The following is a 13506-nucleotide window of genomic DNA, read 5'->3' on the forward strand; positions in this document are numbered from 1 at the left end:
GGATGGAACATATGAAAAACGAAAGAATTGATAAATTGCAGGAAAGCTGGGAATTAGATACGCGCTGGAAAGGAATCACACGTCCATATACAGCTGAAGATGTAATTCGTCTGCGTGGATCGATTGATATTGAACATACGTTAGCGCGCTGCGGTGCAGAGAAGCTTTGGAAATCACTTCATACCGAAGATTATATTAATGCACTTGGGGCATTAACAGGAAACCAAGCGATGCAACAAGTGAAGGCTGGATTAAAAGCAATTTATTTAAGCGGTTGGCAAGTAGCGGCAGATGCGAATCTTTCTGGACATATGTATCCTGATCAAAGCTTATACCCAGCGAACAGTGTGCCGGCTGTTGTAAAACGAATTAACCAAACACTTCAACGTGCTGATCAAATTCAGCATATGGAAGGAAGCGGTGATACAGATTATTTCGTACCGATTGTGGCAGATGCTGAAGCTGGTTTTGGTGGACAGTTAAACGTATTTGAACTAATGAAAGGGATGATTGAAGCGGGTGCATCTGGCGTGCACTTTGAAGATCAATTATCTTCAGAGAAAAAATGCGGGCATTTAGGCGGAAAAGTATTATTACCGACACAAACAGCGGTGCGTAATTTAATTTCGGCACGTCTTGCTGCTGATGTAATGGGTGTACCAACAATTATCGTCGCAAGAACAGATGCAGATGCTGCAGATTTAATTACGAGCGATATCGATCCAGTTGATCAAGAGTTTATTACAGGTGAAAGAACGCCAGAAGGGTTTTATCGTACGAAAGCAGGTCTTGATCAAGCAATTGCACGTGGTTTAGCGTATGCGCCGTATGCAGATCTCGTTTGGTGTGAAACGTCGGAGCCAAATTTAGAAGATGCAAAACGCTTTGCGGACGCAATTCATAAGAAATATCCAGGGAAGTTACTCGCTTACAACTGTTCCCCTTCATTTAACTGGAAACAAAAGTTAGATGAAAAAACGATTGCAAGCTTCCAAAAAGAAATTGCATCATACGGTTATAAATTCCAGTTCGTAACGCTTGCTGGATTCCATTCATTAAATTACGGCATGTTTGAATTAGCGCGTGGTTATAAAGAGCGCGGTATGGCAGCGTACTCTGAATTACAACAAGCAGAGTTCGCAGCAGAAAAAGATGGTTACTCTGCAACGCGCCATCAACGCGAAGTAGGAACAGGATACTTTGATGAAGTAGCACAAGTAATTACGGGCGGTACTTCATCAACGACTGCTTTAAAAGGATCTACGGAAGAAGAACAGTTTACGAAATAATGATAGAAGTAGGTGCCTGTTATAGGCACCTGCTTCTATTTAAAATATCCAATCCAATATAGTGAATATACCAATAATAGCAGTAAAAAGAAGGAATGCGAATAATGCTAGACAGCCCCATGTAAATAGTTTGTCTTTCCATGTTTCTTCATAATCATCAATTAGTTCTTCTACCACTTTTTTCTGCAATGGCTGTAAAGGATGTTCGGTGTATAGTCCTGTAATAATGTTATGATCTCCTTTGAATTTTAAAGCACGTACAATATGATAAGAGTCGTTTCCCATCGATTGTTCAAATTGTAGACATGCCGCGTGCATAACATCTGTTTTCTCTTTTTCAAGATACCAATACCGTCCAGCCATTTCTGGGTATTGTAATGTAAAGTAAATATCACCGAGCTTTTTTCTAAGTGCTAATTCATTCGGATAAGTAGCGATTAATCCGTGTAATCTATCTCTTGCTTTTCCAAGGTTATTATTTTCAATATCTTTTTCAATTCTCTTTAATGTTTTTTCAGGGATTATTTCTGCCATATACGCCTCCTTATTAGAATAGGTGTGGTTATCTTGTATAAGAAATACTAAAATTTAGAAATTTTATTTTTAAAAAGGATTGTACATTCTATTTTAAGTATGCTATGATAATACCAGTTGAATAATTAAATTAAGCAATCCATATATTATCAAATGCCGAAAACAAACGGGGAAAAGTATGTGAGAACTAGTTTATGTTTCGAATTTGATAATGTGTGGATTCTTTTTTTATACATGAAGACTAAATAAAATGTATTTTCGTAGGAGGAAATAATTATGACAGTTACAGGACAAGTAAAATGGTTTAACAACGAAAAAGGCTTCGGTTTCATCGAAGTTCCAGGCGAAAACGATGTATTCGTACATTTCTCTGCAATCGAAACTGAAGGTTTCAAATCTTTAGAAGAAGGCCAAAAAGTTAGCTTCGAAATCGAAGAAGGCAACCGTGGACCTCAAGCTAAAAACGTAATCAAACTATAATTTTATAGTTTATTATAGAAAAAAGGATGGCTTATGCCATCCTTTTTTTTGTTGAATATGAAGAATAATGAACTGGATAATCAGTATGTAAAAAGGCTTTCCGTAAAGGAAGGCCTTTTAGTGTTCTTTCACAGCTTTTTTCTTTTCACGTTTCTTACATTCTGGACATTTAGATTTACGAAAAGGCTTCGCGAAGAACAGTAAAATAAAAAATAAACCGAATATAATACTCGCTGAATTTTTTACGATAACAATGCTACTATTTTTCATTTGAATTGTTGGATGATCTTGCTTTTCTTCCATGAGAGACCTCCGTATATTTGATTTATCCCGCTATTTGCCGGGCAGTAAAACTCCCACCTCAAAATTCAGGTGGAGCAAAGAAGTTAGGTGGAAGCCCTGCTGCCCGTAAAAGCCCGATTGGTGAGGGCTGATTAAAGTTTCACTTTATATTTTAATTATAGCAAAATTAATCACTGTAATTATATGGAAAACATAATGTGTTAAACATATTACAAATAATATAAATTCTTTTTTCGTATATAGAATCCTCTTTTTATATAATTCACTTCTTTATTATTCTTATATTATTATTAAATGATTTATAGTGTAGTTGATTTATTATAAGTATTTGTAAAGAATCGTAGAATGTAAACCATTTCCTTTTCGTAGATGCTACTATAAAAGGGAAATGAAGAAGGGAAATTAAACAGCGATCGAAAATTTTAAAAAGAGAGGTGAAAAATCTGTTACTAACAAAAGAGTGAATATAGATAAAAATATTCTTAGCGTGCAAAAACTACATATTCTAAGGATATACATTTGTCTATATATTTAGTAGCAGATAGTAGACTATGGAAAGTAAAGTAGAACGTTATGTCGAAAACTATGTTATAAGCAAAAATACAATGGCCTTACTTCCTGTTGTTCTAGGGGAAAAGAAAGTTGTTACGCGAATTATTGAAATGGAAGATTCTTTTTTCGTATTTCAAAAGCCTCTTGATATTATAGAGAGAAGTTGCCGGAAACATGGTTCTAGTTTCTTTGGAAGAAAAGAAGGAACGAAGGAGTTAACTCGTATTACACATAAAGCTCCTATCGCAATTAGCCCGACAGATCAACTTTATTTTTTCCCTACGTATTCTTATTCTCGAAAAGAGTGTGCGTGGTTGTCTCATTTTCATATTGAAGGTAATAAAGAATTAAAAGATGGAAATCTTATTATTAGATTTATAAATGGTTTCGCTGTGAAACTAGAAATGTCAAAAAGTAGCTTTGAAAATCAGCAAAATCGTACAGCGAAATTGCGGACAGAATATGAAGACCGTAAGAAAAAACAAGGGAATCCTTGCTTTAAAGAGATTGATAAAAATGAAGAATCTAAATTAACACCAGCATATGAGAAAGTGTATTTTGTGAAGGAAAGCGAAGTGTGAGAGGGAAAGGATGGGGAGACTCATCCTTTTTGATTTCGTTATATATACTATTTACACGGTAAGATTCATAAATAAAACAAGGTTAATTTCCTGAATTTTCGTTCTCTAATAACTTAAGATAATATACAATTACAATATAAGGGTTATTTTCCTAAATATACTTAATGTAGTGTGATTATATATCATTTTATATTCGCGGTATACAGGATAGTTCTTTCCTTATTATATAAAAAAGGAGGTTGGTATTTTGCAAAGAAACATTTTATTTTGGTCGCAATATATCCTTGTTTTTCCTATATTGTTTATTACATTTATATTTACTGGAGTCGTTGGTAGTCAGTTAATGATAAGTGATGCTAAAGAGCATTTTGTTTTTACGCCTCAAAGTGTAACAGATTATAGTCAAATTTATGAAATTGATAAATTGCTATTTTCTTTTTCAATTCAACCGTTTGTCACTATAGTTTTTCTACTGTTGATAGTATACTTATTGACACTTATTGTCTTTCAAATTATTGAATGTAAGAAGCAAAGAAAGGTATTACATAGCGTTCAATATATGATTCTGATACCGATTTTTCTTTATTTGTGGCTAGGGATGATGCAATTTTCTGCAGTTGATTTAGCCTGGATTGATAATTGGAAAGACTACCTTATATTCACTCCTACTACTATAACGAGTGAGCAAGATATATATATGATCGATCGTTTTCTATACAAATTTCGAATTTTGCCTATTCAGAGTACAGTATTAATACTATCTTTCTTATATCTATTAATACTTATCATGATTGATAGTATACGTTTGCTAAAAAAGTTACGTGTAAGAACTGGTCATTAAAAAAGGTGAATTGTTTGAATGTACAACAATTATCAGTCACTACTCATTTCTATATAGGTAGAAATAACCTTACGCGCAGTAAGGTTATTTTTTGAAAAATATTGATTATCACTTTCTATGTATTCTTCTTTTTCATAATATGTAACCGTTAAGTAATAATTTAGGTATAGTATCTAAATTAACTTCAAATCCTGTCGAATATTGATAGATTATCATAGCATAATAATGAAGGAATTCTAACGAAAGATATGGAAACTTTAATAAATGCATCTCCATATGTCGTATCTACCATTTCCTCTTTCATTTAAGCAATGATACAGTAGAGGTAGTAATTAGAGTAAAGGGGTAAAGTGTAGAATGGATTTTCAAACGATCAAAGAATATTTTTCACCAGAAAATATGGATCATATTGTTGAAAGTTATCGTGCGTTCGGACCGCTTCTCGGTATTGGCTTACCAATGATAGAGGCGCTTATTCCGGCATTGCCACTCATTGTTTTTGTGTTGGCGAATGCTGTTGCATTTGGCTTTTGGTTCGGTTTTCTTTATTCATGGCTTGGGTCAGTAATTGGTGCAATGCTTGTATTTTTCATTATTCGCAGCTTTGGACGAAGTCGTTTCTTTTCTTTTGTAAATAAGCATGAGAGAGTGCGAAAAGCGATGGGATGGATTGAAAGAAAAGGATTCGCGCCAATCTTTGTTATATTTTGTTTTCCGTTTACACCATCTGCGCTTATAAACGTTGTAGCTGGTTTGTCTCGCGTTAGCGTAAAACAGTTTGGACTAGCATTAGCATTCGGAAAGCTTGTGATGATCTTTATTTTAACTTATATCGGTCATGATTTAGTGTCATTTATTCATAAGCCGGTGAAATCGGTTATTGTTGGCGTTGTTATTTTTATTTTATGGTATGTCGGTAAAAAAATTGAAGTAAAGTTAGAACTACATTAGGAAAAGTCTTCTTTGTAAAGAAAAGCTTCATTATTAAAGGGCGAGGGGAGAAGCGAATGAAGAAAACTTTGAAAAAAGAAGGGCTAGAGTGGATAAGAACAATTTTAATTGGTGTACTATTAGCTGTATTTTTTCGAACGTTTTTCTTTTCAACGTACGTTGTAGAGGGGAAGTCAATGATGCCGACATTGCAAGATGGAAATATGCTCGTTGTGAATAAGGTGAGTTATCAAGTAGGGGACTTGAATCGATTTGATGTCGTCGTTTTTCATGCGAATAAAAAAGAGGACTATGTAAAGCGAATTGTCGGTTTACCTGGGGATCATATCGAATATAAGCAGGATAAACTATATATAAACGGACAATTCGTGGAGGAACCTTATTTAGAGACGTATAAGAAAGAGACAAATGGACGGCAATTAACAGGTGATTTTAAACTAGAAGAGTTAACGAAAGAAAAGTTTGTACCACCTGGTTCTATTTTTGTAGTTGGTGACAACCGCCTTGGTAGCTGGGATAGTAGGCACTTCGGTTTTGTAAAAGCTGATACAGTTGTCGGTAAAGTTGATTTGCGATATTGGCCGATTCGAGAGGTGCAAACGAATTTTTCAAAAGGCTGATATAATAAAATGAAGTATAAGGAAAAGACAAACAGCTCAGTTTGTCTTTTTTCGTGTCCTATAATACAATTATGGTAGCAAACTAACGTTCGTTATGTAAGTGAAAGGTGGGGTTACATGTCACTTCGATTTGTGATTGGTAGAGCTGGAAGTGGAAAAAGTACACTTTGTTTACACGAAGTGCAAGAAGAGTTAAAGCAGCGCCCAAGAGGGAAAACAATATTATATCTTGTGCCAGAACAGATGACATTCCAAACGCAGCAGGCGTTAATTGGGAGCGAAGATGTAAGAGGTTCTATTCGGGCACAAGTTTTTAGTTTTTCGCGATTAGCGTGGAAGGTGCTGCAAGAAGTTGGTGGAGCGAGTCGTCTTCATATTGATGAAGCTGGTGTACATATGTTGCTTCGTAAAATTGTAGAATCTCGTAAAGATGGACTATCTGTGTTTCAAAAAGCAGCGGAGCAAAATGGCTTCTTTGAACATCTTGGTAGTATGATTGCGGAGTTTAAACGTTACAATGTGACGCCGTCTAACGTATATGAAATGTGGCAACAATTAGATACGCATAGCAGTAGTGCAGAACAAAAGCTACTAGCGAATAAAGTGTATGATTTACAGTTACTATATGATGATTTTGAACGTGCTTTAATCGGAAAATATTTAGATTCAGAAGACTACTTACAATTATTAATTGAGAAGCTTTCAGACTCTGAGTATGTAAAAGGCGCGGAAATTTATATAGATGGATTCCATTCATTTTCTCCTCAAGAGCTAGAAATTGTTAGAGGGCTAATGAGATTAGGGACTAGAGTAACAATAACATTAACGATAGATGAAAAAACGTTAGCGCAGCCAGTGAATGAACTGGATTTATTTTATGAAACGACGTTAACGTATGAAAGAATAAAACAAGTAGCGCGTGAAGAGAAAATAGAGGTTGAAAAAACAATTCCACTTATGAAACAGCCGCGTTTTCATTCGCAAGCATTAGCACATTTAGAAATGCATTACGAAGCGCGTCCAAATGAAAAGTTTCACGGCGAAGCGAGTGTGACAATTAGTACAGCAGCTAATTTACGAGCTGAAGTAGAAGGTGTTGCTCGTGAAATTCGAAGACTTGTGGCGACTGAAGACTATCGTTACCGAGATATCGCAGTCCTTCTTCGTAACGGAGAAAGTTATTACGATGTAATGCGAACGTTATTTACGGATTATAATATCCCGCATTTCATCGATGAAAAACGCCCGATGTCACATCATCCGCTAGTAGAATGTATTCGTTCGGCTTTAGAGATTATTAGCGGAAATTGGCGTTATGATGCAGTGTTCCGCTGTGTGAAAACAGAACTTTTATATCCACTAGACGTAAGAAAAGAAACGATGCGCGAAGAGATGGATGAGTTCGAAAACTACTGTTTAGCGTACGGTGTACAAGGGAAGAGATGGACTTCTGAAGATCCGTGGATGTATCGTCGTTATCGTTCTCTTGATGATGCGAGCGAAATGATAACAGACAGTGAGCGTGAAATGGAAGAGAAAATAAATCGACTTCGCGACGTTGTAAGAACGCCAGTTATTCGTATGCAAAAAAGACTGAAGCGTGCTGGAACAGTTATGCAAATGTGCGAAGCGGTATATTTATTTTTAGAGGAGCTTGACGTTCCGAAAAAACTAGAAGCATTACGTATTCGTGCAGAAGAAAGCGGAGATTTCTTATTTGCGACAGACCATGAGCAAGTATGGGAAGAAGTGATGAGCCTTCTTGATACGTTCGTTGAGATGCTTGGCGAAGAGAAGATGTCCCTGTCTATGTTTACTGATGTAATGACGACAGGTCTTGAGGCGCTTCAATTTGCGAACATTCCGCCGTCACTAGATCAAGTGTTAGTTGCTAATATTGATCATTCTAGATTATCAGATGTTAAAGCGACGTTCATTATTGGCGTAAATGAAGGAGTGATTCCAGCAGCGCCTATGGATGAAGGTATGCTTTCTGATGAGGAAAGAAATGTTCTCAACGCTGCAGGTATCGAATTAGCACCAACGACGAGACAAACTTTATTAGAAGAACAGTTCGTTATGTATCAAATGGTGACGAGAGCATCTGAGAAGTTATACATTTCCTGTCCGCTTGCGGATGAAGAAGGAAAGACGTTACTTGCTTCTAGTTTTATTAAGAAAATAAAAAGAATGTTCCCTGATGTGAAAGAATCGTTTATTACGAATGATGTAAATGACTTATCGCGTTCGGAACAAATCTCATATGTAGCAACGCCAGAAGTAACGTTGTCTTATGTCATGCAGCAACTGCAAACGTGGAAGCGTTACGGATTTGAAGGCAATTTAGACTTTTGGTGGGACGTATATAACTTCTACGTTACTTCAGATGAATGGAAGCAAAAAAGTAGCCGCGTGTTATCGAGTTTATTCTACCGAAATCGTGCACAGAAACTAAGTACAGATGTAAGTAGGGATTTATATGGAGATACAATTAAGGGAAGCGTTTCTCGTATGGAACTATTTAATCGCTGTGCGTACGCTCATTTTGCTCAGCACGGTTTATCGCTAAGAGAGCGTGATATTTTCAAACTTGATGCGCCAGATATCGGTGAACTATTCCATGCAGCGCTGAAGAGAATTGCAGACAAGCTATTACGTGAAAATCGTACTTGGGCAGATTTATCAATAAAAGAGTGTGAGCACCTTTCTGCTTTAGTAATAGAAGAAATTGCACCGTTATTACAAAGACAAATTTTATTAAGTTCAAACCGTCATTTCTATTTAAAACAAAAACTACAACAAATCATTTTCCGTACATCACTTATTCTTCGTGAACATGCGAAGTCGAGTGGCTTTGTACCAGTTGATTTAGAAGTACCGTTCGGTATGGGTGGTACTGGATCGCTTCCGCCAATGGAATTTGCGTTGCCAAATGGCGTGAAGATGGAAGTAGTTGGCCGTATTGACCGTGTTGATAAGGCGGAAGATGAGAGTGGTACGTTCCTTCGTATTATTGACTATAAATCAAGTTCGAAAGCGTTAGATTTAACAGAAGTGTATTACGGACTCGCACTTCAAATGTTAACGTATTTAGATGTTGTTACTTCAAATGCACATACGTGGATGAAAAAGGGCAGTACTGCATCACCGGCGGGTGTATTGTATTTTCATATTCATAACCCGATTGTTGAGATGAAAGGCGATGCATCTGAAGAAGAAATTGAGAAAGAAATTTTAAAGAAATTTAAAATGAAAGGGCTCGTACTAGGAGATGCTGATGTTGTTCGTTTAATGGATAATAAACTTTCAACAGGAAGCTCTGATATTATTTCTGCTGGTTTGAAAAAAGATGGTAGTTTTAGTGCGCGTTCTAGCATTGCAAGTGAACAAGAGTTTAACGTACTTCAAAAATATGTACACCACTCGTTTGAAAATATCGGAAAAGACATTACAGAAGGTGTTATCGATATTGCTCCTTACAAAAAGGGGAATAAAGCGGCATGTACGTTCTGTAACTTCAAATCTGTTTGTCAATTTGATGAATCACTTGAAGATAATCAATTCCGTACGTTAAAAGATATGAAAGATAGCGAAGCGATGGAGAAAATTAGAGAGGAGGTTGGCGGAGAATGATAGAAAATTGGCCTCAGAAACCAGAAGGTAGTCAGTGGACAGATGACCAGTGGAAAGCGGTTGTAGCGAACGGACGTGATATTTTAGTCGCAGCGGCAGCTGGGTCAGGGAAAACAGCGGTATTAGTTGAACGTATTATTAAAAAGATTATAAGTGAGGAAAATCCAGTCGATGTCGACCGCCTGCTCGTTGTAACATTTACGAATGCAGCGGCGCAAGAAATGAAAAATCGAATTGGGGAAGCGTTAGAAAAAGTATTAATTGATGGGCCAGGTTCACAGCATATAAGAAAGCAGCTTAGCTTATTAAATAAAGCTTCCATTTCTACCATTCATTCATTTTGTTTACAAGTTATTAGAGGATATTATTACATGCTTGATGTCGATCCTCGTTTTCGTATTGGGAACCAAACAGAAAATGAGTTATTAAAAGAAGAAGTGCTAGATGACATATTAGAAGAAGAATATGGAATCGAAGATAATAGTATTTTCTTTGAATTAGTTGATCGTTATACGAGTGACCGTAGTGACGATGACTTACAACGAATGATTTTAGCGCTTCATACAGAATCAAGAGCGCATCCAAATCCGGAGAAGTGGCTTGATAAATTAGTAGAAGCATACGACGTTGAAGGAAAGACGATTGAAGATTTAGTGTACGCTTCTTACTTATTAGAAGATGTGAAGTTTCAGCTTGAAACAGCGGAAGAGCATATTCGTAAAGCGACTGAACTCGCAATGCTTCCTGATGGTCCAGCGCCTCGCGTTGAAACGTTACAAGCGGATGTAGCTTTACTTGGAATGTTATCCTCAGCAGCTCGCGGGTCGTGGACAAGCGTTTATGAAGCGATGCAAAATGTATCGTGGCAAACATTAAAGCGTATTAAGAAAAGTGATTATAACGAAGATGTTGTAAAGCAAGTAGATTCTCTTCGTAATAAAGCGAAAGATGAAGTGAAGAAATTACAAGAAGAACTATTTAGCCGCAGACCTGAAAGTTTCTTACGAGATTTTCAAGATATGCATCCTGTATTAGAAAAACTCGTGAAGCTTGTAAAAGTATTTACAGAGCGTTTCCAAGCGATTAAGCGAGATAAAGGAATGGTCGATTTCACAGATTTAGAGCATTTCTGTTTGCAAATTTTAAGTGAGCAAAGTGAAGACGGTGAAATGAAGCCGTCAGCAGTAGCACTTCAATATCGTAATAAATTTGCTGAAGTACTAGTCGATGAATATCAAGATACGAATTTCGTACAGGAATCAATTATTAAATTTGTAACGAAAGATTCCGAGAGTGAAGGAAACTTGTTCATGGTTGGTGACGTAAAACAGTCAATCTATCGTTTCCGACTAGCAGAGCCTGGTTTATTCTTAGGAAAATATAAACGTTTCACACAAGAAGGATTAGACGGCGGAATGAAGATTGACTTAGCGAAAAACTTCCGTAGCCGTCATGAAGTGCTAGCAGGTACGAACTTTATCTTCAAACAAATTATGGGCGAAGAAGTCGGAGAAATCGATTATGATGCTGACGCTGAATTAAAGCTAGGTGCTAGCTATCCAGAAGGTGAAGATGTAGCGGCAGAGCTATTATGTATTCAGCAAACTGAGGAAGAAGTGCAAGACGGTGAAGAAGGTGCAGAAGTAGAAAAAGCGCAGCTTGAAGCTCGTCTTATGGCGCAGCGTATTAAAGCGATGGTTGATTCAGATTATGAAGTGTATGATCGTAAAACTGATAGTATGCGCCCTGTACAATACCGTGATTTCGTTATTTTACTTCGCTCCATGCCATGGGCGCCGCAAATTATGGAAGAGTTAAAATTACAAGGAATTCCGGTATATGCTGACCTTGCGACTGGTTACTTTGAAGCGACAGAAGTAAATATTATGATGAACGTATTCCGCGTTATTGATAATCCGATGCAAGATATTCCGCTTGCAGCTGTACTTCGTTCACCGATCGTTGGACTAAATGACGAAGAACTTGCGACGCTTCGTGCTCATGGAAAGAAAGGCTCGTTTTATGAAGTAATGAGTTCATTCTTAAAAGGAGCGCCGCTTGAAGAAGAACAAGAACTGCATGATAAATTAGAGTGGTTTTATAAATTACTGCAAGGATGGCGTGAATTTGCGCGTCAACAATCTCTTTCCGATTTAATTTGGAAAGTGTACGGTGAGACAGGCTATTACGACTTTGTCGGCGGTTTACCAGCCGGAAAGCAAAGACAGGCAAACTTACGCGTATTATATGACCGCGCGAGACAATATGAAGCAACATCGTTTAGAGGATTATTCCGCTTCTTACGCTTTATTGAGCGGATTTTAGAACGCGGAGATGACATGGGAACGGCGAGAGCTCTTGGTGAACAAGAAGACGTTGTTCGCATTATGACGATTCATAAAAGTAAAGGGCTAGAGTTCCCAGTCGTATTTGTAGCTGGACTTGGTCGCCGTTTTAATACACAAGATTTAATGAAGCGTTTCTTACTTCATAAAGATTTCGGTTTCGGTTCACAATTTATCGATCCTCGTAAACGAATTAAATATACGACATTATCGCAACTAGCGATTAAGCGTAAAATGAAGATGGAATTAATTGCGGAAGAAATGCGCGTATTATACGTAGCGTTAACGCGTGCAAAAGAGAAGTTAATTTTAATTGGAACAGTTAAGGATGCCAATAAAGAAATGGAAAAATGGCTCGATGCAAGAGAGCATAGTGAATGGTTATTACCAGATCATATACGTGCCGGAGCGTCATGTTATTTAGATTGGATTGCACCTTCATTATATAGACATCGTGATAGTGAAATGCTTCTTGAATTAGGACAAGGGAATATTCCAGTCGAAATTTATGGGTATAGTGCGAGCTGGAAAGTAGAAGTTGTTGACGGCAAAACGTTACTTGCACCAGAACCAGTTCAAGAAGAGAAACAAGAGTTATTAGAAGCGCTTCGTGAGAAAAAGGCTGTTCCGTTAGAAAGTGAACGGAAAGAAGAAGTATATGACAGATTAATGTGGGAATACGGGTATGAGGACGCAACATCTCACCGTGCGAAACAGTCTGTTACAGAAATAAAGAGAAATTATCAATCTGAAGAAGGTAGCGATAACGCCTTTATTAAGAAACTCCGTGCACCAATTAAAACACGTCCGCGCTTTATGGAGAAAAAAGGGCTAACATACGCAGAGCGAGGGACAGCAGTCCATGCCGTTATGCAGCATGTAGATTTGAAGAAACCAATTACGATTGAAGTTCTTCAAGAGCAAATTGCAAGAATGGTAAATAAAGAACTATTAACATTTGAACAAGCTGAAGAAATAGCGATTGAAAAAGTAATTTCATTCTTTGACAGTGACTTAGGTAGAAGGGTATTAGCAGCAAAAAGTGTTGAACGTGAAGTACCATTTACGATGATGCTTTCAGCAGAAGAAGCGTATCAAGATTGGCAAGGTAAGAGCGACGAAACAATACTTGTCCAAGGGGTTATCGACTGCATGATCGAAGAGGAAGATGGAATTACTTTAATCGACTTTAAAACAGATACGATTGAAGGAAAGTTCCCAGGCGGATTTGATCAAGCGAAACCAACTTTAGAAGACCGATACAAAGTGCAGCTTTCACTATATGCAAAAGCACTCGAGAAAAGCTTAAAACATCCTGTGAAAGAGAAATGTTTATACTTCTTTGATGGGAATCATGTTGTAAATATTGACGAATAG

Annotated in this window: 10 protein-coding genes and 1 pseudogene; 9 read left to right on the forward strand and 2 right to left on the reverse strand. The window is 37.1% G+C overall.

Annotated elements, in window-relative coordinates; genetic code table 11:
- Positions 1–11: 11 nt before the first annotated feature.
- Complete coding sequence (aceA, locus tag MHI07_RS05585; protein ID WP_002149914.1) at positions 12–1289, forward strand: isocitrate lyase; 1278 nt, start codon at positions 12–14, stop codon at positions 1287–1289.
- A gap of 39 nt (positions 1290–1328) precedes the next feature.
- On the opposite strand, the gene MHI07_RS05590 is transcribed toward aceA, so the two are convergent.
- Complete coding sequence (locus MHI07_RS05590; RefSeq protein WP_215580876.1) at positions 1329–1823, reverse strand: DUF6584 family protein; 495 nt, start codon at positions 1821–1823, stop codon at positions 1329–1331.
- Positions 1824–2099: 276 nt separating this feature from the next.
- On the opposite strand from MHI07_RS05590, the gene cspA reads away from it, so the two are divergent.
- Positions 2100–2303, forward strand: coding sequence for an RNA chaperone/antiterminator CspA (gene cspA / locus MHI07_RS05595; protein WP_000218989.1), 204 nt, complete (start codon positions 2100–2102; stop codon positions 2301–2303).
- 117 nt (positions 2304–2420) lie between these two features.
- On the opposite strand, the gene MHI07_RS05600 is transcribed toward cspA, so the two are convergent.
- Positions 2421–2606, reverse strand: coding sequence for a hypothetical protein (locus MHI07_RS05600; protein WP_002011281.1), 186 nt, complete (start codon positions 2604–2606; stop codon positions 2421–2423).
- Positions 2607–3021: 415 nt separating this feature from the next.
- Between MHI07_RS05600 and MHI07_RS29350 the strand changes: the two are divergent.
- The 7 genes and pseudogenes from MHI07_RS29350 to addA form a co-directional block, all read left to right on the forward strand.
- A pseudogene (locus tag MHI07_RS29350) lies at positions 3022–3108 on the forward strand (RNA-guided endonuclease TnpB family protein); the annotation flags it as partial.
- Positions 3109–3157: 49 nt separating this feature from the next.
- On the forward strand, positions 3158–3739 hold the full coding sequence (locus MHI07_RS05605) for a competence protein ComK (protein ID WP_204209402.1): 582 nt from the start codon (positions 3158–3160) through the stop codon (positions 3737–3739).
- 244 nt (positions 3740–3983) lie between these two features.
- Positions 3984–4580, forward strand: a complete 597-nt coding sequence (locus MHI07_RS05610) for a DUF4306 domain-containing protein (protein ID WP_340826871.1) — start codon at positions 3984–3986, stop codon at positions 4578–4580.
- Positions 4581–4937: 357 nt separating this feature from the next.
- Entirely contained in the window at positions 4938–5531 is a 594-nt protein-coding gene (locus tag MHI07_RS05615) for a TVP38/TMEM64 family protein (RefSeq protein WP_002158925.1), read from the forward strand.
- A 56-nt stretch (positions 5532–5587) separates the two neighbouring features.
- Positions 5588–6151, forward strand: coding sequence for a signal peptidase I (gene lepB, locus MHI07_RS05620; RefSeq protein ID WP_016104147.1), 564 nt, complete (start codon positions 5588–5590; stop codon positions 6149–6151).
- 117 nt (positions 6152–6268) lie between these two features.
- Positions 6269–9784 carry a helicase-exonuclease AddAB subunit AddB gene (addB, locus tag MHI07_RS05625; protein ID WP_340822451.1) on the forward strand — a complete coding sequence of 1172 codons (3516 nt, stop codon included), beginning with the start codon at positions 6269–6271 and terminating at the stop codon, positions 9782–9784.
- On the forward strand, positions 9781–13506 hold the full coding sequence (gene addA / locus MHI07_RS05630; protein ID WP_340822452.1) for a helicase-exonuclease AddAB subunit AddA: 3726 nt from the start codon (positions 9781–9783) through the stop codon (positions 13504–13506). The genes addB and addA overlap by 4 nt, the downstream gene beginning before the upstream one ends.

Source organism: Bacillus sp. FSL H8-0545, from assembly GCF_038006105.1.
GTDB classification, from domain to species: domain Bacteria; phylum Bacillota; class Bacilli; order Bacillales; family Bacillaceae_G; genus Bacillus_A; species Bacillus_A cereus_U.